Source organism: Bradyrhizobium sp. AZCC 1678 (assembly GCF_036924765.1).
GTDB classification, from domain to species: Bacteria; Pseudomonadota; Alphaproteobacteria; order Rhizobiales; family Xanthobacteraceae; genus Bradyrhizobium; species Bradyrhizobium algeriense.
Map to the genome: position 1 here is coordinate 7,159,099 of NZ_JAZHSE010000001.1, position 21,574 is coordinate 7,180,672.

Sequence of the window (21,574 nt, forward strand, 5' to 3'; positions counted from 1 at the left end):
AGTCCTATCGCCCTGTCTGGATTTCGCGTGTAGATCTCTATGGCAGTTCCGAGATCAGTGCCTGCTCGGCCGAGAGTGCGCCTGAACAACCACCCTTGGGATTACGTCGCGCGCAGGCACCCCCTCGGCGCGATCCTGCCTCGCGCGTGAGAAGATCGGATAGTGATCTTACAACGGGATAATCGGTGATACTGGTCACCGCGCCGTTTCAGACGTGCCACCAGAGCTCCATGATTTGCGGCGGATGCGGGGCGCGCGCCACAACTCTCCCTTTTCGGCGAGAAGCCCGTTGCCCCAATCGGACAAGGGCAGCAGCAGCTGGACGAGTTCGCGCCCACGTTCTGTTAGTGCATAACGCGTTTCTTTTGCATTGCAATCGTCCGCGCGTCGCACAATCCCGCTGGCCCTCATTTCGGAGAGAACGGTCGCAAGCACCTGCTGGCGAATATTGCCAACCGAAGCACGAACTTCGCCGAAGGTGAGATCGTCGAGGGACAGAAGATAGAGCACGCGCGCCTTCCACTTGCCGGCAACCATCGCGAGCACGGCTTCCACGGGACAGGGGTCGAGCGCCGGACGTTTTCGATGATAGACCATCGGAGCCTCCTAGTCATAATTTTATGTGTCTAGCTCGCCTCAAGTCTATATGTAACCATTCCCTGCCAAAATGAGAGTACCGCCCGCAGGCGGTGAAGGGAACTCGATGGCGGACAAGATTCTCGGCGGATTGCTGTGGGCCGGCGTGGCCTATTTCTGTTGCATGGCGGCGGCGCATTTCGTCGGCTTCAAGATGCCGCTCCTATTCATCTACTATGATGCGCCCTTCTACGCCTATCAGGACAAGATCATCGCTTTCGCGGTCGTGGCCTATATCTGCCTTTTTTATTCCGCCGCGCGCATACCGGATGTCGTGCCTGCGGCGCTCGCGGCCCTCCTGCCTCGTCAATCTGTCAGACGCGCTGCGCATCGTTCTTGCAGGCAAGGGCACGACCGCCTATTGGCTGCAGACGTCGCTACTCGGCGTCTACACACTAACACTAACCCTTTGCTGGCGACGGGCGAAATCGCAGCCTGCGACCTGAGTCCGTGACAATGCAAGCCGCAGCCGATCTTATTCTCGAAAACGCGAAGATCTACACGGTCGACACGGGCAATCCCTGGGCCGAAGAAGTCGCGGTCCGCAAAGGTAAGATCATCTATGTGGGGTCGGCTGGCGGCGCGCACGCGCTCCGCAACGCCCAAACACGGGTTATCGACGCAAAGGGCCGCATGGTCCTGCCGGGCCTGGGCGACGTGCACAATCACCATACGCGCGGCGGCCAGCTTGACCTGTTCGAACTCTCGTTTCCCGCGAGCGCGACTTTCGACCAGATCATCGCGCTCGTTGGCGAACGCGCGGAGCGGCTCGGCTCGGACGAGTGGATTTGCGGCGGCATCTGGAGCAGCGAACTCATTCCGCGCCTGCGTACCTCCGAGGCGCGTGCCGCGCTCGATGCCGCGAGCGGCGGGCGTCCGGTGATGCTGCGCGACGATAGCCTGCACAATCGTTGGGTGAACAGCCGCGCGATCGAACTAATGGGTTTGACAGCCGCTACACCTGATCCGGAACTCGGACGTATCGAACGCGATCCCAAGAACGGCGCTCCAGTGGGTCTGCTTCTGGAAAAGTCGTCTGCGCTGGCGGAACGGGCTGCCCTTGTGTCAATCGCTGATCCGATCGCCCGAGAAACAGCCTCGACGAAGCGGGCAGTCGAAATCCTCAACGGATACGGCGTCACCGCCTATCAGGACGCTAATACCACGCTCACCATGTTGCAGGCACTGGCCGGACTCGACCGGCGCGGCGAACTCAACGCTTGGTGCGTTGGATCGCTGCCGGTTTTCGACACTTTGACCGGCACGGAATTTTTCGGCGAGGCGTTGATCTCGCGAAGCGAGCAATATCGCACGCCGCATGTGCGGCCGGATTTTCTCAAGCTGTTCATGGACGGCGTGCCGATGACGCGCACTGCCGCCATGCTCGAAGCCTATCTGCCCGACGAGCATGGTCGCGCAACGGTCTGCCATTCCTTTCTGCGCCTGCCCGATGTTGTGCACTGGCTCGTGCGCGCCGAGACGCTCGGGAAAGGAGTGAAGGTCCATTGCGCGGGCGACGCCGCCGTGCGCGACATTCTCGACGCCGTCGAAATCGTGCGGCGGATGCGTGGCCCGGGACCCGTGCACCATATCGCTCATGCGAGCTTCATCGATCCCGCCGATATTTCGCGATTCGCGGAACTGAATGTTGTTGCCGACCTCTGCCCCGCGATTTGGTTTCCTTGCGCCATCACGGTCGCCAATGCGGCGGTGATCGACGCCGGCCGAGCCGAACGCTACTGGCCAAACCGCGATCTGCACGCGACGGGCGCCTTGCTGGCAGCGGGCTCCGACTGGCCGGTTGTGGGTCTGCCCGACCCTTGGTTCGGTCTCGAGGGCCTGGTCACGCGGTGCAATCCGAAGCGACTGCATCCCGGCGCGCTCTGGCCGGAACAGGCGCTCGATCTCGAAACCGCGCTGGAAGTCTATACGCGCAATCCGGCGCGTGCGATGGGTCTCGGCCATGTAACCGGCTCGATCGAAATTGGTAAGTCCGCCGACATGGTTGTCCTGGAACGCAATCTCTTCGAGATCGAACCCGGTCGCATTTCAAAAACGCGCGTGCTCGCAACCTTCTTCGAAGGACGCCTCGTCCACGGCGAGATCTGAGGGCGGCTTGAGCAACAGCTCAGGCAGTTAAACCGGGAAATCGAACGACCGGCGGATGCGATTGCAAAAGGACATGGCGATCCATCCGATGACGAGCCTCCCGGAGCGCGCCTGCGGTCTCGGGGGTTGCCCGGCGTGCCGTCGTGGGGATTCGTGCCGAGCGCGGAAAAGGCAAACTCGGTCGTCTGTGCCTTGCCGACGATGATAGCACCCGCCTCGCGCAACCGCCTGACAACTTCAGCGTCCTCAACGGCGGGCGGCAGACGGCGCAGCACGGCGGAGCCCGAGCTCGTCACCGTTCCAGCGACATCGAACAGTGCTTTCACCGAAACGATACGGCCATCAAGCGGGCCGCGCGTCGCACCGGCGGCGGCACGCCGATCCGCGGCCTCAGCCCCGCGCCGGGCGCTTTCCGCGAACACGGCGGTGAAGGCCTTTTCAGCCTCCGGCGAACGAATTCGCGTCAGCGCCGCTTCCAGCCGCGCAACGGCCGACGGCTGTGATCTGTCAGATGAGGCTGTCATTTGGTGCCGAAACCGGTTCCGCGGACTGATGATCAGCAAACGACAGGCAGCACGTCGATGTCGTAGCCGTGGGTCAGCGCGCGGTCGAGGACCGGATCATATAACTCCATGTCAAAACGCGTCCCCGGCCGAATGCCGCCGATCGCACCGGGCGTGCCGCAAAACATCAGCGTGCCGGCCGGTAGCGTGTCCGAGCCAGTGTGACGGCGAATGAGATCGCGCGGCGTCCTTAGCGACGAAACCGGGCTCTCCTGGTAGAGAACCCGCTTGCCGTCGATCGTGGCCCACGAGCGAAGGACCAGTTCATCCCAATGCCCTTCGACATCAGCGTAAGACCAGAGCCGCGAGCCGACCGGCTTGCCGCAAAGCTGCTTCGAAAGGGCGATGCCTGACGCTTCCGCCTTGCGGTCGGTATGGTCAGATCCGATGCCGATCCAGAGCCCGTCAGCCATGGCGACAATGACGGGCTCGACCTCGCCAGAACCATCCGGGCCGAGCACGGTCAGGCGGCTTGCCTGAGTCAACGTTTGTGCTGCGACGCGGTAGTAGAGCGGTGTCGTCGAGGGGCGCGGAATGCCGAGCGCAGCGAGCTCCTCGATGTGGTGCTCGATCGCCGCGGCATCCCTGCCGGCCCACCCCGCGATGACGAGAGAGTTGATCTCGACCCCGACACGGTCGGTCCGGTCTTTGGCGATGCGGTCAAATTGCAGCAACATGGGATTCCCTATCCTTGGTCGATGTGGCGAGGATTTCGCCGCGCTCGATCTGCAGTGTCCTGTCGGCGATCCGGTCGAGCAGCGCCGGCGACGATTCGGTGATCAACAGCGAAAGCTCCGGTCGCCGCTTGCGCAACTCGCCGAGCGTGCGCGCATAGTTGAGCGCCAGCGCCGGCGCAAGACCCTGGAAGGGTTCATCGAGCAATAGCACCTTGCGTGCCACCGTGAGCGCGCGGCCGAGCGCAACCATCTTGCCCTGCCCGCCGGAGACGCCACCTGCCGGCCTTGCCCGCATGACATGCAGCTCGGGCAGCAAGCTGTAGACCTCATCGAGCCTTCGCTCGATCTCCGCCTTCTCGAGCTTCAACGCCAGCGCCGGAAGGCGAATCTTCTCGTCCACGCTCAATTCCGAGATCAGCCGGCGATCCTCCGGCGCATAGCCGATTCCGGCGCGTGCGCGGTGATGGGCCGGCATACGGCCGAGGTCGTCGGCGTCGAGACGGATGTTGCCGCCATCAAGGCCAAGCAGCCCCATGATCGCGCGCAGCGTCGTCGTCTTACCAGCGCCGTTGCGCCCGATCAGCACCGTCGTCTTGCGCTCGACGATGTCGCAGCTCACCTCGCGCAACACGCGAACGCCTTCGATCGAGACACAGACCTTGTCGAGGCTGAGCATCACGCCACCCCCACGACGCGTTCGCGGACCTGCGCGTTCTTGAATACCTCGTCGGGTCGCCCTTCGGCCATGATGTTGCCGGCGTTCCAGACCAGGACACGGCTCGCGTAGCGGGCAACCACGTCCATGTCGTGCTCCACGAACAGCGCCGTGATGCGGCGCTGGCGGAGCGCACCCATCAGCGCCTCCATGAGCTGAAAGCGCTCGAGCGCGCTGACGCCGCTGGTCGGCTCGTCCAGCAGCAGAAGGCGCGGCTTGAGAGCCAGCGCAACCGCGATGTCCAGGAGCTTGCGATGCCCTTCGGGCAAGGTGCTGCTGATCCGCTCACTGTCGTCGGCGAGCCCAACCAGGTCGAGCAGCGCCTCCGCCTCCTCGCGTCGCGCCGCGGTCTCGAGCGGGCGGCCCGCGCTCCACAATCCATCCGTTGCCGCCAGCGCCAGCATCATGTTGTCGATGGTGCGTTGCGCGGAGAACAGCTGCGGAATCTGGAAGGCGCGAGCGACGCCGCGGCGCGCGATGGCGCGCGGCGACAGGCGGGTGATGTCGTAACCATCGAGCTGCACGCTGCCGGATTTCGGCCGGATGTAGCCGGTGCAGATATTGAGCAGGGTCGTCTTCCCCGACCCGTTCGGTCCAATGATTGCGAGGAATTCGCCGTCGTGAATCGCGATGCTCACACCGTCGGCAGCCTTGATCCCGTTGAACGCGACATGAAGGTCCTTGGCCTCGAGAATGGGACGCGTCATAGGCTTGACGCCTCCTTGCGCGAGAGCAGTCCATAAAACCCTTGCGGCATGAACATGATCACGGCGATCAGGGCCACGCCCACGATCAGATTCCAGGCGTCGGTCACGGTGACGGCGGCGCTGTGGAGCAACTCCAGGAACAGCGCTCCGAGGAAGGCGCCGGGCACGCCGCCGATCCCGCCGAGCACGGCGATCAGCACCAGATGGCCGGACGCGGTCCAAAAGGCGAATTCAGGCACCACTCGACCGATCGCGAAACCGGCGATCACGCCACCAAGCCCCGCCAGCGCCGCCGAAATGGCGTAGGCAATCAGGAGGATCGCCCAGACGGGTATTCCGAGATACTCAAGCCGGATCTCGTTGGTGTGGACCGCCGAGAGCGCATGGCCTAACGGACTGTACAGGTAGCGCTGGACGGCAAAGCCGACCAGCACCATCAGCGTCAGGCTAAGATAGAAGAGCACGCTCTTGAAGACAGGCTCGGTCACCACAATGCCGAAGATGCCGGGAATGGGAACGGGCAAGCCGTCGGTCCCACCGGTGACCCCATAAAGCTTGGAGCATAATGCGTAGAAGACCATGGAGACCGCGAGGTTCAGCATCGCGAAGAAGATCGCGCGATATCGGACAAGGAACGATCCCGCGATGGCGCCGACCAGCGCGGCGGACAGCACCGAGAGAACCAGGAGCAGGCCGAAATCATTGATGCCGGCACGCGCTAGGAATGCGACACCATAGGCGCTGGCGGCAAAGAACATGGCATGACCGATCGAGATCAGCCCGGCGCGGAGCAGAATCGCAACGCCCAGCGCCGCAAAGCCCTTGGCGATCGCAAGCGTCAGCACGAATTGCAGCCAGGGTGCGGCGACCGGCAGCACGGCAAGTGTGAGCATCGCGGCGGCGGCAAAGATCGCTCGCATCATATCCTCCGCGCCGTCACCGATCCGAACAGGCCGTAGGGACGGATCAGGAGGACGACAAGCATCGCCGCATAGGGCGCAACGGCATCCAGCGACGGCGCCAGATAGATCGCGAGCACGCGCGCCAGACCGACGATTAGCGAGGCCACCGCGGCCCCTTCGATCTGTCCGAGGCCCCCGATCGCCGCCACCGCAAATGCGAGCACCATGGTGTCGGCCCCGAGCCCCGGGGCGATGCCGGACGTCGGCGTCGCCAGGGCCCCTCCCAGCGCCGCTAGGAACACGCCGAGCGAGAACGCCAGGATGAAAATCCGGTTGGTATCGATGCCGATCGCCTGCGCCATCTCACGGTCGGTCACGACAGCCGTGATCAGGCGCCCAAGCCGGGTATGGTTGATCAACAGCCGCAGACCGATGACGACGAGAAGCGCCATCCCGATCAGGAGGATCTGGTAGTTGAGATAGACGACCCCGCCGATGCTCGACGTGCCGAGCAATCGCATAGGCGCATCCTCGTAAAAGGAATTCACGCCGAAGATCACGCGCTGCAGGTCCTCCAGGATGAGGAACAGCCCGAACGTGATCAGGATTTGGACGGCTTCCGACTTGCCGTAAGTCCAACGGACCAGACTGCGCTCGATCAGCGGACCGAATATCGCCGCAACGAGGACGGCGCTGAACAGCAACGCCACGAACGACAGATACGGGTTGAGCTGGCGGCTCGCAATGAACAGGCAGATCGATGCCGCGACATAGCCGCCTATCGAATAGAGGCTGCCATGGGCCACGTTGAGGACGCGCAGCACGCTGAAGACCAGCGTCAGGCCAACCGCCGCAAAGAATATCAGTGCGGCGCTGGCCAGACTGTCCAGCAGCAGGGGGATGATTGCATTTGACATCGGCCTATGCCTTGCGTGATTGGAGACAAATCGCGGCTACCGGCCGCCTATTTGTAGCTTCCCGGCTTCGGCAGGCTCTTCGCGAACTCCGGCTTCAGCGTCGAAATCCAGGCCAGCGGGTCCTGCCCGGCCTGTGGCATCAGGCTGTCGCCCTTGTAGCGGACCATGTCACCGATCACGGGGAACTGCTGCGCCGCTGTCTTCACGGTGACGCCGACGACCTGGTCGACGAGGCCGTCATTGTCGGCGCGCATCTGCGCGGTGCCGGTCAGGGTCGCGACCTTGCTGCCCTTCATGGCGTCCGCCAGCTCGGCGCGCGTCGGCCACTTGCCGCCATTCTTCTGCATCGCAGCCTTGTAGGCAGCTTTTACGTAGATCAGCGCGTTGGCCATCTTGATGGACGGGAACACCGGATATTCGCCGAAACGGGCCTTGTATGCCTCGGCAAACTTCGCCGTCTCGGGATTGGCTTTGGCGTCCGGCGACATCCACCAGCCGTCGCCCAGAACCCCGACTATCACGCCGTCGGGTAACGGCACACGCTGCAGCACGGTCTCGCCGAGTGCAAGGACCACTTGACTGGACGTGAATAGCCCACGCGGCGCGGCCTGACGAACGAAATTTTCGAGGTCGGCGCCCCAGAGGTTTGAGAAGACCACATCTGGACGCGCGGTGGTGAGGCGCGAAATCTCGGTCTGGTAGTTTGGCGAGCCGAGCCTCGGATAGAGCTCGGCGACGATCTCGACGTCTGGCTTCAACGCCTTCAGCGCTGCGGTGAATATCTTGGCTGCATCATGACCGAACGCGTAGTCGGGATTGATGATCGCGACGGTCTTCACGTTCGGCTTACGCTCCAGAAGATAGATCGCGTAGGCGATGAATTCAGGCACGGTGTTGCCGTTGGGGCGGAATACGTATTTGCTTTTGCCGTCGATCAGAAGCTGATGGGTGTCGCAATTCCACCCTACCGTCGGGACCTCAATCTGCTCCGCGATCGGTGCCAGCGCGAGGCAGTTGGCGCTCGACAAGGCCGCGACCATCACCTGGTTCTTGGCGTCACCTGCGAGGCGGCGATACTCCGCGATGACGCCCTGCGCGCCTTGTGCTTCATCGACATAGGTCGCACTAACAGGCACACCCTCGATGCCACCCTTGGCGTTGATCTCGTCAATCATCAGGTCAGCCGCGTTCTTGCCGGGCATCCCGTAGGCTGCTGCAGGACCCGAGGTAAACGTGAAGATTCCGAGCCCCAATGAGGCAGGCTTTTGCTGCGCGGCGGCTGACGCCGCCGACGCAAGACCAATGACAAGCGAAACCGCAGACAAGCCGCTTCTCAGCTTCATGATTCTCCCCTCTCGTCAGATTGTTTTGGTGTTTTTGATCGAATGCGATGGTGACGCCGCTGTTGGCGTCACACCGGATCGAAGTAGTGCATTTCCAGCAGCAGGCAGCCGTTGACGGATTTGAACGGCCCATGCGGTGCATGCGGCGGCCGGCAGGCGTAGGTGTTTGGCGGGAAACTCTTGCCGCCCTCGCCTTTTTCGTCATTGCCGACGATCAGGTCGCCCGAGACCAGATAGACCTCTTCCCAGTACTCGTGCGAAAACGGCGCGGTCGTATAGACGCCTGGCGCGAAGCGAAGCAACCGGGTGCGCGTACCGCGCCGATTCGTCTCGTCGAGACCGCCCGCAATGATCTTCTGCTGGATGCCCGGCGGATACCCCACCGGGACTTCCCAGCCGGTATTCATGTCGAGCGTGTAGAATTCGTCGTGCTTCTTGTTGACAGGCATGGGTTGTCTCCTTGGTTCAGGCGGCTTTGCTGGAAGAAGAGACGCCGTTGAGGTCGTAGGAATCGAGCATGCTCTGGACTAGCCGATCGGCGCCGGCCCAATCATAGGTGCGATAGGAGTGCCCCTTGGTGACGAAAGTCGCGCCGGCGTAGAACATCTCGTACTGCTGATGGCGCGAGCCGAACTCGGAGCCGACGGCATCCCAAGCGAGCTTGTAGAACTTCACGCGATCATGCGAGTTCGCCTTCGGGGACTGCTGGGTCTTGCCGATCAACGCCGCGATCTCGGGATTGGCGAAGTCGGCGACTGACGAAGGCAGCATGATCATGCCGCCGCCGGCGAGTTCGCGCAGCGAGCTGAGGATGTGCGAATAAAGCTGCTGCGTCAGCACCTGCGCGGAATAGAGCGTGTGACGGTCCGGGATGAAATAGGGACCGATCTGCTTGCCCTTCGCCTCCATGGCCGCAACCAGCGCGTCGACCATACCGGTCTCGGCTGCAAGCTGGCCGAGCATCTCACGCACCTGCGGAAACTGGGTGACTCCGTTCATCTCGGCGATCCGATGAGCAAGACCCGTCAGGAACTTGAGCTTCACGCTCAATCGGATCATCGCCTGGTAGTTCTGGTACACATGACAGGGTGTGGCGTGAAACTGCTTCTGGCACATCTCGACATTGCTTTCGATGAACACTCGGTCCCACGGCACCTTGACGTCGTCGAAATAGAGAACGGAGTCGTTCTCGTCGAACCGGCTGGACAGGGGATTGTCGAACACGGCGCCCGCCGCGTTCTCATAGGATTTGCGCGACAGCAGCTTCAGGCCCTTCGTACTCATCGGAATCGCAAAGGACATCGCATAGCGCTCCTCACCCGCGTGCATCGGCTGGATCGTCGTGACAAAGACCTCGTCGGCCACGACGCCGCCGGTGGCCAGCATCTTGGCGCCACGGATCGTAATGCCCTCAGCATCGCGATCGACGACGCCGGCGGTGAGAAACGGATCCGCCTGGTCGGCCGCACCCTTCGAACGGTCCGCCTGCGGATTGATGATGACGTAAGTGAGGTAGAGATCCTTGTCGCGCGCGTAACGGTAGTAGCTCTCGAGCGCCCCGGCGCGGGCCGGATCATACTCCTTGAAGACGTCGAGCCCCATGTAGAGGCCGGAAATGCAGGACGCCACGTGGTCCGGGGCGCGGCCCATGAACCCCGCATGCAACGCGGCCCAGGCCTCAAGCGCCTTCCGCCGCTTCACGAGCTCGGCATAGGAGGCCGGAAGCTGCCAGATACGGTTGGCGCGGCCTGCGCCTGTGTCGAACGTCATCAGATCCGCATTCTCGGGCGCGCTCGCAAAGCCGAACAACCCCGCCATCGAGCCAGCGAGATTGCGGAAGGCATGGTGCGCCGTTACATCGCCGACTGAGGCGCCGTCGATGTAGATGGTCCGGCCATCCTTCAAGCCCGACAAATATTCCTTTGCGCTACGCATCGCGGTTTCTCCAGTTCGAAGCTAGTAGTGAATGGGAAGCGGCCAGGTCGGCTCGCGTTCGGCTTCGTCCACGAGATCTCGGTAACGACCGCGAAAGAAGACCAGTGGGGCGGCCGCCTCAGAGCGGGTCGTGTGACGGACGACGCGCACGACAAAGATGACGTGATCCCCGCCGTCATAGTTCGCGTAGGGCGCGCATTCGAAATGCGCCATCGCGCCCGAGATCAGCGGGGCCTCGGCATGGCCGACCGAGGTCTTGACCTGGTCCCATTTGTTGGAGAGGGCTCGCGCAAATTGATTGGAGATGTGCTCCTGGTCGCGCGCAAGGATATTCACGGCGAAGCCCTTCGCTTCGAGCATCGCAGATAGGCTGCGCGCCTTGCGGTCGACGCTGAAAAGAACGAGCGGCGGATCAAGTGAGACGGAGTTGAACGAACTCATGGTCACACCGATGAGCTCTTCGCCCTTGCCGCGCGCGGTCACTACCGCAACACCGGTCGCGAACTCCCCGAGAGCACGCCTGAATGCACGGTCTTCCATTGGTACACGCGCCTCGATTCCCATCCCTGAAATATAATTCCTAGATAGCTTTCTGACAAAGCTATTAGGAGATGTCAAGCCCTCTTGCTGAGCAGGCCCACGCATGGTTTCTAGGCAAGACCCATGGAATCGCCGGGAGAATGACTTTGATCGATGCGCTTTTGACAGCGTCCAAGCCCGAGCTGCTCGATAAAGATGGAGACCGCACGCTTCGCGGCCTCCTCTACGACTATTTCGCTTTCGGGCGCAGCCTGGAAGCCGCCCGTGAGACGTTCGCGAGCTTTGTCGGTCTATCGCCTACCCAGTATCTGATATTGATCGCGATCAAGAATTCGACGGCGGAAGAGCCCATGGGGGTCAACCAGGTCGCCGAACGCTTGTATCTAAGCGGCGCCTTCGTCACCAACGAGATCAACAAGCTGGTGTCTGACGGGCTGATCGAGAAGACCCCCCATCCCGGCGACGGACGCCGGGTGCAACTTGCCCTCACCCAGCACGGAGTGCGCCGACTGATCCGCCTTGCGGCCTTGCAACGCCCGGTCAATGACGCATTGTTCGGAATGCTGACGCGCGAGGATTTCAAAGTGTTGTCCCAGCTGCTGTCTCGTCTTGCTTCGAACGCCGATAGCGCGTTGAAGCTCGCCGAACATGTTCAAGCGACGCTCAAGTTTCAGGAGAATCAGCGGGCTTCAGCGGCCAATTTGCCGGAGTCCCGCAAGAAGCGGCGTGCGAGGCCCCGCAACGGTCGGTAACGCCAATAGGGCAGCTATCGTTTGCCACATCGCTCATGTCACCTCTGAGCGGACCGTTGTCTGTCTCAATTCAAAGACGGAAGTCACGGCGCGCAGAAGGGGGGAGCTCAGACTTGCCGAGGCCGTCCAAAATCTGCGGTGCCCCAATTCGCCGATGGCCGGCAATTGGACCTACGACATTTAGCAGGCGATGAGACGTGCAAAGTTCAAGATCGTGTGCATTTGCCAAATCGACTCATGAATTTTTGTTTTAGACAAAAATCAACTCGCGAGTCTTTGGTTTTTCGACTCGCGAATTTTTGGCGACGAATAAGAAATCAATGACTTAGGCGACTCGCCTTTTCGGCCCCACCGACCACTATCCCGCTTGTTGAGGTAAGAGAGCGCATTAGCGGTTAGCCAGTCAGCCCCGTCTCCGGCACTTCCGTTCTGCCCGCGAGAACGGAAGTTGCCCATCGTGCTCCTCATGTCTGAGATGGGCCAGCTGCGGAAGTGGCGACCTGCTCGATTACGTCGCGAGCGCAGCGAAATGCGAATGATCGACGAGGGTAGCCGGGAAACAGCGCATCACTCTGGAAGTCCTGCTTTGCGGAGACCGTCGACAAACGTCTGATCTTGCTGTCGGCCGCTACGGGCCACCCATTCAGAAACGCGAAAATCGGGTTCGACGACTTCCTTTCGGACGGGTCCGCATCCGACGACGACCTCCCGCGTCTGCTCGGCGGACTTCCGGAAGGCGTCCTGAACGTCTACTCGATGCGCGATCCGCTTTCGGTCGAATTCGCTGGCGCGCACTGCGAAAACGCGGTCGTCGGCGGCTTCGCGACGATGCGCAGGAAGGACATGGTGTGGTGGACGGCGGTGGGTGGGGTGCTCGTCGACTTCGGCGACGTCGAACGGCAGCTCAAGACCTTCGTATTCAAGGGACTGGACCACGGGAAGGACCGCACGATCAGACCCAAGGTGGTCTCGCTTCCCGGTCGTCCTGACGCGTGGAAGCAGCGGCTTTGCGGCATCGTCGATCTGTCCGGTCGCGAGCTCAATTCGGTCTGCGAATGGTTTCTCGACCCGGAAATCAGGGTCGAGCGCGACGTCACCGGAGCCGGCCCGGACGACGACGTGTTCCGGCATCTCAAGAAGGCCGCCATGCTCTGCCTTCGGCTGCCGGCCTATTTCACGGAGCGGCCGACCGCGGCGCGCCGCGTCTACTCGCTGACGCCATCCGGTCCGGAGAGGGGCGACGAGGAGCCGCGGTCTCCGTCCCGCGGACGTTGATCGAGGCGTCCCGGGGGTCCGTCATTAACCCTCCCTCCGCCGCCCCTTCGACCACCGGTCGTCAGCCCCTGGCCGGCGCCGACACAACCTGAATTGTGGCGGCCGGCGAACTGAGTCAGGGTTCTGCGTTAGAGGACCTTCGCAGAGTCACGGGATTAGATTACTTGGGTCAGGGATATGCGTCCGGCGCGACAACGGCCGTTAATTGCGATGGAGAATTTCAGACGTCGGAGTCAAGGTTTGGGTTGCCCGACATCCGTCGTCTCTCGGCGCGAATTTGTAAGGTTTTGCGGAGTGGTTGGGCTACGCGAATGCTTGAGGCTTCGCCCATGGAGCCGGAGGTCGCCAACCCTTGACCGGCTAAGGCTTGGCCGGAGGGTGCAAGCGAGGATCGAGGGCAAACGGCTCCTGCGACTTTAGCTCGTAGGAGCCGACGGCGTTTGAGCCGACGAACATCAGATTCCAGCTCGCGGTCGACACTACACTCGGAATCAGCACGACCCTATGTCTGCCGAGCAGATCGTCGCCGAACGCTTGCTGTCCGGCACTGGGGATGCCGGGCCGAAGCCAATTCGGGTTGGGGATCATTGTCGGATCGACCACGAACACGCTTGTTGGGTCTACCGTGATGGCGGTGAGCACGTGGCGGACCGTGTCAAGCGCCCTGAAGCCCTTGTGGACGGCGACCTCCAGAATCGCGGTAGCGGGATCGACCGAGCAGTACACGGCCCGAAGTCCTCGGCTGTTCCAGCGGCCGCCGACCAGAAAAGCTCCCTCGCCGCTGTCCCACGTGGACGCGTATGTCGCTTGGTCCAACCGCCAAGCGACAAGCTCGGTGCCACCGAGCGCCCCAGGCAATGGCGTCACGCGTAGACACCGTGCTCAAGTCGGACGAGGAACTCCTCCACCAGTTCAACGCCGGCCGGCGTTGCCAACAGCTCGATCGGTTTGTGCTGATTCAGGCCCATAGCTGGCCGCTCCAACCACTGCTCGGCTTCCTGCTTGGAGCCGAGAATGGAAGTCGCTTTCGCCAGGACTTCCGCGAGCTTCCATGTTCGCCCGCTCTGCTCGGGGCTCAGTGGCTTGGCTCCCGCGGCGACGTGGCGTTGGTAGGTGCGATGACTCATTCCAATCGCCTTGGTGAACGAGTCATCCCAGCGGAGAAATAGAAGGTTCTGAACCAGGTGCGACAGCGCTCTGGACGGCAGGCCGTTCAGAAGCATCTCATGCGCTTCCAGCGGGCTCCGCGGCACCTTTCGAAGCGTGGATGGCGCCCCAAGCAGGCTCGCGACTGCAGCCAGTCGTGCCTTCTCGACCGGCTCAGGCTGGTCGGTTCTTGGATTCGGCATTGAAACCTCCGTCACGTGTCATCTTATATATGACAGTTGACGCAATGTTCAAGACAGGCGGATCGGCGGGTCTCAGGAGGCGCTCCAGCAGTATGTGACGACTGGCGACGACCTTAGGCTCGATCCGCTTGCCAGCACCGTTCCTTGACAAATCTCGTCCTTACAGATCGAACGGAGGCCGCAATAGAAATCCGGGTGAATCGTTGGGCACTGCGCGTTTCTTGACAGAATCGGTGAGCACTAAAGCTCTCGTGCTCACCGTCGCCCGGTTGCGGAAAGTGTAAGGCACCGCGGACCTAATCGAGATAGCACAAGGCCCGGAAGCCTGCAGGCTTCCGGGCCTTGTGCTGAATCTCCGTCGCCTATTGCCGAGAGAGCTTGTGCTGCCGACGCTCGCGCTGCGCGATCAGGCGGCCGCGCTTGTCCATCCGGCGCGCTTCAGCTCACACTCCCGCATGTCGCTCGGCAGCCGAGCGGTCGGCAGCGCTTGGTTTATCTGGTCAGCCCGCACGCCGCGAAATTAGGCATGACTAACGAAGTCACGAATTCTCGATCAGGGCGTCGTTCTCCTCGCGCAGCTTCCGGTTCTCGGCCTGCAGGACGGCCACGCACTCGGCCAACGGCTTCCGCTTCGCAGGTGGCGCCCGGCGCGCAGCCGCCTTTTTCGTGTCGCGGGTTCTCGCCCAGGGAATCAGGAACGTTGCGAGCCCGCGACGAGATTGACGATTACCGCCGGGAGCGAAGAACGGGCGCGGCCAAGGTAGCCACGGCGGCCGCTCAGTTGCTTCAACAAGATAATCTGAATGGCCGATATTGATGCCTACGTTCGCTTCCAGTGCTTCGCCGCCAGCCCTTGCAGCCGCGCCAGCCATGGCGGCCTCGGCGGTGATTGTGGTCCCCGAGGTGCGCGCTCAAGAATCGAAGAGCTCGCCGTTAACGGCGAGCTCTTCGATTCTTGACGTCTTTTCAGACCAACTCCGAACGGTTGTGACCCCCGATGCACTCTCGATCAGCATCAGGGGCACACAACTCCGAACTGCCAAAAGTACCCCGATCTCTTCCCTACGACAAAATCGGTCGTAGGATTCTATGCGCCACGAGAAGGCGGCAGCCCTCCTGAATCTCGCGCGGACCCTGGCCTCCAGCGCCGAAGGGCTGACGCTGGACGAAATGGCCCAAGAATTGGGTGAAAGCCGACGAACGATCGAGCGCATGCGCGATGCGCTGGCCTCGGTCTTCCCTCAGCTCGAAGAAGTTCAGGACGGCGCCACGAAGCGTTTCCGCATTCCGGGCGGGCTAGACGGCTTCATCAACGCCCCGACCAAAGAAGAGTTGCTGGAGCTGAACAAGGCAATCGAGGGCTTGCGCCGCCGGGATGCGAACGCCAGCGCCGACACGCTGCAGACGCTCGAGAAGAAGATGCGCTCCGCGATGAAGCGGCCGGCCCTGAACAAGGTGGCTCCGGATCTGGAAGTGTTGCTACGGGCGGAGATGATCGCCGTGCCAGCAGGACCTCGGGCCGTGGAAGATCCCGACGTGCTTCTCGCGATCCGCGATGCCCATTTGCAGATGAAGGTTCTGCGGTTTGTTTATCATGGCGGCTCAAGGCCCGGCGCCACGCGCGAGGTCGTGCCGTTCGGCATCCTGTTCGGGCGCTGCAACTACCTTATCGCCGCCGATTTCGGGACCACCAAGCCCAAGCATTGGCGCCTCGACAAGATCGAGGGCGTTGCGGTCCTTGAAAAAAACGCGGCACGGCCCGATGACTTTAACCTGGTCCAGTTCGCCACCGGGTCGTTCGGCTTCTTCCAAGGCGAGCAGGAAGACGTTGTGCTTCATGTCCTTCCCCACGGCATGGACGAATTTCAAAATTGGCAATTTCATCCCAACCAGACCGTCGAGCAGCTCGCCGACGGAAGTGCCTTGGTGCGATTCCGCGCCAGCGGCATGCTAGAACTTGTCTGGCACCTCTTTTGTTGGGGCAATCAGATCGAAGTCATCTCACCTGTTTCCTTGCGTGAGCTCATGACCACGGAATTGCGTGCGGCACTGTCGCGGCACGAGGGCCGCCCCGATTTTCACTGACGGTGCCGGACTCCGCCGCCACCGAATAATTTTTTGCCTACGACCGTTTTTGTCGTAGGTCGCTGGTTGATTCGCTCCATGAACACACCGCTCTCACCCTCGCGCCTGAACGATTATCTCGGCTGCCCGCATCAGGCAGCCCTATGGCTCGCCGGCGCCGAAGCGCCCGCGCCCGACGCCACCATCGAGCTTATCCGCACCAAGGGATTCGAGCATGAAGCCAGGGTTCTGGCACGCCTCGAAGCCCAATATGGGAAGGCCGTTCATATTTCCGCGTCGGCACCGGCCGTGGAGCGCGAGGCGGCGACACGTGCAGCCATCGCCGCTCAAGCTCCGCTTATTTACCAGGCGGCCCTGATCCATGGCCACTGGATCGGCTTTCCCGATTTTCTGGTGCGGAAGCCTGCGACAGGCGGGGCTTTCGTCTATGAGCCGGAGGACGCCAAGCTCGCCCGCAAAGCCAAGGTCGAACACCTCCTGCAGCTTGGTATCTACGCCGAACTCCTGGGCGAAACGCACGGCATTCCGGTCGCGCGCGGCACCCTCCACGTCGCCGGCGGCGAGCCGCAATCCCTCGATCTCGCGCGCAGCCGGCACATTCTGCGGCGCCTCATGCGCCGCTTCGAGTCGTTTTGTGCCACCGAGGGCCGAGTCACGCGCGCCATACCTTGCGCCGCCTGCGCGCAGTGCGACTTCAAGCCCACCTGCGAAGCGGAATGGCGCGCGGCCGACAGCCCCTTCTTCGTCGCGGGCGTCAGCGGGGCGCAGGTCGTCAAGCTTGAGGAAGCGGGCATAAAGACACTCGCGGAGCTCGCCGCCATCCAGCCGGACGTGAAGGTGGCGGGGATGGGGGCCGAGACGGTCGCGAAGCTCGCAGCACAGGCCTCGCTTCAGCTGCGCGCACGTTCCGACGGCAAGCCGCATGTCGAGATCCTGCCGGCCGTTCCAGGCCGCGGCTTCCATCTCTTGCCCGCGCCCGATGTCGGTGACCTCTTCTTCGACCTCGAAGGGGATGCGCTCTATGACGAGGGCCTCGAATATCTCTTTGGCGTGGTCGGGCCGCTCGACGGCGCGCCGCCGGATACGTTTCATATTTCCTGGGCGCACAACCACACCGAAGAGAAGGTGGCCTTCGAGGCGCTCATGCGGCGTTTCGTCAACCACCTCGCCAGACATCCCAACGCCCATATCTACCATTATGCCGCGTACGAGCCGGCCGCACTGAAGCGCCTTGCAATGCGGTACGCGACGATGGAGGCCGAGCTCGATGCCATGCTGTACGAGCGCCGCTTCGTCGATCTTTACCGCGTGACCCGTCAAGCGCTCCGCGCCTCGACCGAAGGCTATTCGCTGAAGGATCTCGAACAGATTTACCGCGGCAAGCGGGACGGCGATGTGACCACGGCGGCCGACAGCATTGTGGAATACGAGCGTTGGCGCGTCACGGCCGAGAACACCATTCTCGAATCCCTTGCCTATTACAACAAGGAGGACTGCTTCTCGACCATGCAGCTGCGGGACTGGCTCGAAGGCATGCGCCCCGTGGGCGCCACGTATCGCATTGCCGACGAAGCGCGTGATAAACCCGAGCAGAGTGCGGAGCGCAAAGCGCGCGAAGCAGCAAAGCAGGACCTGGCGCGGCGGGTGCGTGCGAGCAGTTCAGGCGATCCTCGCCTGCGGGAGCTGGTCGCCGATCTGCTCTGGTTTCACCAGCGGGCGCAGAAGCCCGGCTGGTGGGCCGTCTTTGAGCGGCAAAATTGGTCGGAAGAGGAACTGATCGAAGACGCAGAAAGCCTCGGCGACCTCTCGCCCGATCCAAACTTGACGCCTGTTGCCGACAAGAAGTCGATCGAAGTGACGTTTCGGTTTCCGCCACAAGATACGAAGCTGCGCGTCGGGAACACGCCGAAGATCGCCGCAACCCTTGCTTACGCCGGAAAGATCGTAAAACTTGAACCGGAAGACGGCGTCGCGGTACTTCGTCGCGCAGCGAAATCGGGCGGCTATCCGCAGGGCTTCAGCCTCTTATCAGCGCCGCTCGATCAGCGAGGCTTGCCCTCCGCGGTTATGGCCTTCGCCGAGCGGTTTGCCGCGGGCATCCTTGCTTCCGATGGCGCGCTCATGGACTTCCTGGAAAGGCGTCCGCCGCGGCTGAAAAGCCGCGCGCTTGGTGCCCCGCTGCAGCATCCCGGTCAATCACCGAGCTCCGCCGCGATGCGGGCCGTCATGGATCTCGACGACAGCTATCTCTTCATTCAAGGCCCGCCCGGCACCGGCAAGACATACAGCGCCGCCCAAATCGCGCTTCAGTTGCTGGCAAAGGGTTATCGAGTCGCCGTCACGTCGAACTCGCACAAGGCCATCAACAACACGCTTGCGGAAATCGAAACGGCAGCCGCTGCGCTCAAGTTTCCCTTCCGCGGCGCCAAGAAGGGGCGTCAGGACGAACCGGATACCCATTTCGACAGCACCAACATCCGCACCGTGATGACCTCCGACGATGTCGGCCGGGAGTTTCAGCTTGTCGGCGGCACGGCGTTCCATTTCTGCCGCGAAGATCAGCGGCAACAATTCGACTATCTTATCGTCGATGAGGCGGGACAAGTCTCGCTCGGCAATCTCGTCGCCATCGGCCCGGCGGCGCGCAATATCGTGCTCGTCGGCGACCAGATGCAGCTCGCCCAGCCGGTGCAAGGAGTCCATCCCGGTGAAAGCGGACTGTCCTGCCTTGAATACCTGTTGCAGGACAAGGCTACCGTTCCCGTCGACCGGGGAATCCTTCTCAGCGAGAGCCGCCGGCTTCATCCCGCGCTCTGCACCTTCATATCAGAGGCGATCTATGACGGCCGCCTCACCGCTCACCGCGATGCAGCTGCCCGCAAGCTTGTCCTCGCTCCCGGTGCCCATCGCGCACTACAGCCGGCCGGCATCACGTTCCTAGGCGTGAAGCACGAAGGATGCACCCAATCGTCATTGCAAGAAGTCGAGGCCATTGCGAAGCTGGTCGAGGATCTGCTGACCCATCGCGTTCAGAGAAGCACGACGTTGATAACTCCCTTGACGCTCGGCGACATACTTGTCGTCGCGCCCTACAACATGCAGGTCAATCTGCTGAAACAGCGCCTGCCGGCCGGCACGAAAATCGGCACGGTGGACAAGTTTCAGGGCCAGCAGGCGGCGGTCGCGATCCTTTCCATGACCACGTCCCGGGGTGAAGACGCGCCTCGCGGGACGGAGTTCCTGTTCAACCGCAATCGTTTCAACGTCGCTATCAGCCGTGCGCAGTGTCTTGCCGTGGTTGTTCACAGCCACGAGCTGCTTGAGGGGTCCTGGTTGCGGACGGACGATTTGCAGCGGCTGAACTTGCTCGCGCACGCCGAGGCGGTCGCGAAGCGCGTGTAACGTTCGGAGTTCTCGGTGGAAAAAGCTGGTGCGAATGGATACGCCATTCGACCAGGAAGCAGAAATAGGGATACATCGGGGTAGCGGCGAAGTTCGCGGGCTAAAAGTAGAAACAGGCTCCAATGAATGCTGAATAGGAGAGGAACAATGGACTTCAAGGCAACCGCCGCGGAAGCCTCGAACGAACCGACACTTCACTGTCCGAATTGCAACCATGAGATTCGGCTGACCGAGTCGCTTGCGGCGCCCCTTATCGAGGAAACTCGTCGCCATTTCCAGCAGCAACTCGCCAGGAAGGATGCGGAGGTCTCTCAGAAATTGGACGCGGTGCGGCGGGAGCGCGAGCAGCTCGCCGAGGCGCGAGAGCAAATTGAAGATAGGGTTGCTGAACGACTTGTGGCCGAGCGCAGCCAAATAGCCAGCGCCGAAGCGAAGAAGGCTCGCGAGGCGACCGCCGCGGAGCTACAGACCAAGGTGGCTGAAGCTGCGGAGCTCCGCCGAACATTGGATGCTAACAATGCCAAGCTTGCCGAGGCACAGCAGGCTCAGGCCGAATTAATGCGCAAGCAACGGGCGCTCGACGAGGAAAAGCGCGAGCTCGACCTCACGATCGAGAAGCGGGTGCAAGCTTCTGTCGAAGACATACGCGCCAAGGCAAAGCAGGAGGCTGACGAGGGGGCCCGGCTTCGGGTGCTGGAGAAGGATCAAACAATTGATTCCATGGCGCGTACCATTGAGGAGCTGAAGCGTAAGGCCGAACAGGGGTCGCAGCAGTCGCAGGGCGAGGTGCTTGAGCTTGAACTCGAGCAACTCCTTCGCGGACGCTTTCCGACGGATCTCATCGAGCCCGTCGGCAAGGGCGAGCTGGGCGCTGACGTCGTCCAGCAGGTCAACGGCTCCATCGGCAACGCCGCCGGGATCATCCTCTGGGAATCCAAGCGCACCAAGGCGTGGAGCGATGGCTGGCTTGCCAAGCTTCGCGATGACCAGCGCCGCTGCGGAGCAGATATCGCGCTGATCGTCTCGCAGGCGTTACCAAAACACGTCGAACAGTTCGACCTGGTCGACGGGGTTTGGATCGCCCACCCGCGCTGCGCCCTGGCGGTTGCAGTTGCGCTCCGTCAAACACTCATCGAAGTCAACGGCTCGCGCCTGGTGCAGCAAGGTCAGCAAACCAAAATGGAGCAGGTCTACGACTACCTGACCGGCACGAAATTCCGGCAGCGGGTGGACGCCGTTGTCGAGAAGTTCAACGACATGCGCGAGGATCTCGACAGGGAGCGCAAATTCATGGGTCGGCAATGGGCCAAGCGCGAGACGCAGATTGTCGCGGTCATAGAATCGACGGTTGGCATGGTCGGAGATCTGCAGGCTATTGCCGGCAAGGCGATGCCGGCGATTCCGAGCCTCGATACGCCGCTGCTGGAGAACTCGGCCGATGCCGAACGAAAAGCCGGGTGACCGGCCGACATCTGTCCTTGTTCGCGTCATGAGAGTGGCGAGTAGACTGGGTCCCGCAACAAGCCCCGTCCGCCGCTCTAATCGAATGTGTGCTGCTGCGCCACTAGCCGAATTTCCGAAGCATGAACTTCCGAATATGCTCGAAATACGAGAGCAAACCACCCTATAGTCGCGTCAAGTGAATAACAGCCCGAGAAAAATCGGCA

20 protein-coding genes and 1 pseudogene are annotated in these 21,574 nt (G+C 62.0%); 7 read left to right on the plus strand and 14 right to left on the minus strand.

Translation table 11 applies throughout. The features are described 5' to 3' along the window. Positions 1–195 precede the first annotated feature (195 nt). The gene (locus tag V1294_RS34145) at positions 196–597 is read right to left on the minus strand and encodes a winged helix-turn-helix transcriptional regulator (protein WP_334356919.1); all 402 of its coding nucleotides are present in this window, start codon (positions 595–597) and stop codon (positions 196–198) included. A gap of 106 nt (positions 598–703) precedes the next feature. On the opposite strand from V1294_RS34145, the gene V1294_RS34150 reads away from it, so the two are divergent. Next, positions 704–1,090, plus strand: coding sequence for a hypothetical protein (locus V1294_RS34150; protein WP_334503477.1), 387 nt, complete (start codon positions 704–706; stop codon positions 1,088–1,090). Between the two features lie 2 nt (positions 1,091–1,092). After that, positions 1,093–2,745 carry an amidohydrolase gene (locus V1294_RS34155; RefSeq protein ID WP_334488975.1) on the plus strand — a complete coding sequence of 551 codons (1,653 nt, stop codon included), beginning with the start codon at positions 1,093–1,095 and terminating at the stop codon, positions 2,743–2,745. A gap of 146 nt (positions 2,746–2,891) precedes the next feature. Here the strand turns inward: V1294_RS34155 and V1294_RS34160 are convergent. From V1294_RS34160 to V1294_RS34205, 10 genes and pseudogenes are all read right to left on the minus strand, one after another. Continuing rightward, positions 2,892–3,269 (minus strand): annotated as a pseudogene (locus V1294_RS34160) (amidase family protein); the annotation flags it as partial. Between the two features lie 32 nt (positions 3,270–3,301). Further along, positions 3,302–3,985: a DUF2848 domain-containing protein gene (locus V1294_RS34165; RefSeq protein WP_334503479.1), complete on the minus strand. Its 684-nt coding sequence runs from the start codon at positions 3,983–3,985 to the stop codon at positions 3,302–3,304. Next, positions 3,969–4,661 carry an ABC transporter ATP-binding protein gene (locus tag V1294_RS34170; RefSeq protein WP_334503481.1) on the minus strand — a complete coding sequence of 231 codons (693 nt, stop codon included), beginning with the start codon at positions 4,659–4,661 and terminating at the stop codon, positions 3,969–3,971. The genes V1294_RS34165 and V1294_RS34170 overlap by 17 nt, the downstream gene beginning before the upstream one ends. After that, positions 4,661–5,407, minus strand: a complete 747-nt coding sequence (locus V1294_RS34175; protein WP_334488969.1) for an ABC transporter ATP-binding protein — start codon at positions 5,405–5,407, stop codon at positions 4,661–4,663. Before V1294_RS34175 ends, V1294_RS34170 begins: the two co-directional genes overlap by 1 nt. Then, positions 5,404–6,327, minus strand: a complete 924-nt coding sequence (locus V1294_RS34180) for a branched-chain amino acid ABC transporter permease (protein ID WP_334503483.1) — start codon at positions 6,325–6,327, stop codon at positions 5,404–5,406. The genes V1294_RS34175 and V1294_RS34180 overlap by 4 nt, the downstream gene beginning before the upstream one ends. Next, the gene (locus tag V1294_RS34185) at positions 6,327–7,226 is read right to left on the minus strand and encodes a branched-chain amino acid ABC transporter permease (protein WP_334503485.1); all 900 of its coding nucleotides are present in this window, start codon (positions 7,224–7,226) and stop codon (positions 6,327–6,329) included. Before V1294_RS34185 ends, V1294_RS34180 begins: the two co-directional genes overlap by 1 nt. A gap of 47 nt (positions 7,227–7,273) precedes the next feature. After that, entirely contained in the window at positions 7,274–8,569 is a 1,296-nt protein-coding gene (locus tag V1294_RS34190; RefSeq protein ID WP_334503487.1) for an ABC transporter substrate-binding protein, read from the minus strand. A 68-nt stretch (positions 8,570–8,637) separates the two neighbouring features. Next, positions 8,638–9,018 carry a cupin gene (locus V1294_RS34195; protein WP_334488959.1) on the minus strand — a complete coding sequence of 127 codons (381 nt, stop codon included), beginning with the start codon at positions 9,016–9,018 and terminating at the stop codon, positions 8,638–8,640. Positions 9,019–9,034: 16 nt separating this feature from the next. Then, on the minus strand, positions 9,035–10,504 hold the full coding sequence (locus tag V1294_RS34200) for a 4-hydroxyphenylacetate 3-hydroxylase family protein (protein WP_334503488.1): 1,470 nt from the start codon (positions 10,502–10,504) through the stop codon (positions 9,035–9,037). Between the two features lie 21 nt (positions 10,505–10,525). Then, positions 10,526–11,068, minus strand: coding sequence for a flavin reductase family protein (locus V1294_RS34205; protein WP_334503489.1), 543 nt, complete (start codon positions 11,066–11,068; stop codon positions 10,526–10,528). 116 nt (positions 11,069–11,184) lie between these two features. On the opposite strand from V1294_RS34205, the gene V1294_RS34210 reads away from it, so the two are divergent. Further along, positions 11,185–11,796 carry a MarR family winged helix-turn-helix transcriptional regulator gene (locus V1294_RS34210; protein ID WP_334503491.1) on the plus strand — a complete coding sequence of 204 codons (612 nt, stop codon included), beginning with the start codon at positions 11,185–11,187 and terminating at the stop codon, positions 11,794–11,796. A 615-nt stretch (positions 11,797–12,411) separates the two neighbouring features. Next, entirely contained in the window at positions 12,412–13,071 is a 660-nt protein-coding gene (locus V1294_RS34215) for a hypothetical protein (protein WP_334503493.1), read from the plus strand. A gap of 360 nt (positions 13,072–13,431) precedes the next feature. Here the strand turns inward: V1294_RS34215 and V1294_RS34220 are convergent, their stop codons facing one another. The 3 genes from V1294_RS34220 to V1294_RS34230 form a co-directional block, all read right to left on the minus strand. Continuing rightward, on the minus strand, positions 13,432–13,938 hold the full coding sequence (locus V1294_RS34220) for an RES family NAD+ phosphorylase (RefSeq protein ID WP_334503495.1): 507 nt from the start codon (positions 13,936–13,938) through the stop codon (positions 13,432–13,434). After that, positions 13,935–14,420: a type II RES/Xre toxin-antitoxin system antitoxin gene (gene parS / locus V1294_RS34225; protein ID WP_334503497.1), complete on the minus strand. Its 486-nt coding sequence runs from the start codon at positions 14,418–14,420 to the stop codon at positions 13,935–13,937. Before parS ends, V1294_RS34220 begins: the two co-directional genes overlap by 4 nt. 539 nt (positions 14,421–14,959) lie before the next feature. Beyond that, the gene (locus V1294_RS34230; RefSeq protein WP_334503499.1) at positions 14,960–15,292 is read right to left on the minus strand and encodes a hypothetical protein; all 333 of its coding nucleotides are present in this window, start codon (positions 15,290–15,292) and stop codon (positions 14,960–14,962) included. Between the two features lie 217 nt (positions 15,293–15,509). Here V1294_RS34230 and V1294_RS34235 point away from each other — a divergent pair, with 217 nt between their 5' ends. The 3 genes from V1294_RS34235 (at position 15,510) to V1294_RS34245 (ending at position 21,368) form a co-directional block, all read left to right on the plus strand. After that, a complete protein-coding gene (locus tag V1294_RS34235; RefSeq protein WP_334503500.1) occupies positions 15,510–16,505 on the plus strand; it encodes a helix-turn-helix transcriptional regulator in 996 nt (331 codons plus the stop codon). Positions 16,506–16,583: 78 nt separating this feature from the next. Then, positions 16,584–19,907 (plus strand): TM0106 family RecB-like putative nuclease, encoded by a 3,324-nt coding sequence (locus tag V1294_RS34240; RefSeq protein WP_334503503.1) that lies wholly within the window; start codon positions 16,584–16,586, stop codon positions 19,905–19,907. A 147-nt stretch (positions 19,908–20,054) separates the two neighbouring features. Further along, positions 20,055–21,368 (plus strand): DUF2130 domain-containing protein, encoded by a 1,314-nt coding sequence (locus V1294_RS34245; protein ID WP_334503505.1) that lies wholly within the window; start codon positions 20,055–20,057, stop codon positions 21,366–21,368. Positions 21,369–21,574: the final 206 nt, after the last annotated feature.

Coding starts and splice junctions, on each gene's coding strand:
- V1294_RS34145 (WP_334356919.1), bottom strand. CDS start 597: ATGGTCTATCATCGAAAACGTCCGGCGCTCGACCCCTGTCCCGTGGAA.
- V1294_RS34150 (WP_334503477.1), top strand. CDS start 704: ATGGCGGACAAGATTCTCGGCGGATTGCTGTGGGCCGGCGTGGCCTAT.
- V1294_RS34155 (WP_334488975.1), top strand. CDS start 1,093: ATGCAAGCCGCAGCCGATCTTATTCTCGAAAACGCGAAGATCTACACG.
- V1294_RS34165 (WP_334503479.1), bottom strand. CDS start 3,985: ATGTTGCTGCAATTTGACCGCATCGCCAAAGACCGGACCGACCGTGTC.
- V1294_RS34170 (WP_334503481.1), bottom strand. CDS start 4,661: ATGCTCAGCCTCGACAAGGTCTGTGTCTCGATCGAAGGCGTTCGCGTG.
- V1294_RS34175 (WP_334488969.1), bottom strand. CDS start 5,407: ATGACGCGTCCCATTCTCGAGGCCAAGGACCTTCATGTCGCGTTCAAC.
- V1294_RS34180 (WP_334503483.1), bottom strand. CDS start 6,327: ATGCGAGCGATCTTTGCCGCCGCCGCGATGCTCACACTTGCCGTGCTG.
- V1294_RS34185 (WP_334503485.1), bottom strand. CDS start 7,226: ATGTCAAATGCAATCATCCCCCTGCTGCTGGACAGTCTGGCCAGCGCC.
- V1294_RS34190 (WP_334503487.1), bottom strand. CDS start 8,569: ATGAAGCTGAGAAGCGGCTTGTCTGCGGTTTCGCTTGTCATTGGTCTT.
- V1294_RS34195 (WP_334488959.1), bottom strand. CDS start 9,018: ATGCCTGTCAACAAGAAGCACGACGAATTCTACACGCTCGACATGAAT.
- V1294_RS34200 (WP_334503488.1), bottom strand. CDS start 10,504: ATGCGTAGCGCAAAGGAATATTTGTCGGGCTTGAAGGATGGCCGGACC.
- V1294_RS34205 (WP_334503489.1), bottom strand. CDS start 11,068: ATGGGAATCGAGGCGCGTGTACCAATGGAAGACCGTGCATTCAGGCGT.
- V1294_RS34210 (WP_334503491.1), top strand. CDS start 11,185: ATGACTTTGATCGATGCGCTTTTGACAGCGTCCAAGCCCGAGCTGCTC.
- parS (WP_334503497.1), bottom strand. CDS start 14,420: ATGCCGAATCCAAGAACCGACCAGCCTGAGCCGGTCGAGAAGGCACGA.
- V1294_RS34230 (WP_334503499.1), bottom strand. CDS start 15,292: ATGGCTGGCGCGGCTGCAAGGGCTGGCGGCGAAGCACTGGAAGCGAAC.
- V1294_RS34235 (WP_334503500.1), top strand. CDS start 15,510: ATGCGCCACGAGAAGGCGGCAGCCCTCCTGAATCTCGCGCGGACCCTG.
- V1294_RS34240 (WP_334503503.1), top strand. CDS start 16,584: ATGAACACACCGCTCTCACCCTCGCGCCTGAACGATTATCTCGGCTGC.
- V1294_RS34245 (WP_334503505.1), top strand. CDS start 20,055: ATGGACTTCAAGGCAACCGCCGCGGAAGCCTCGAACGAACCGACACTT.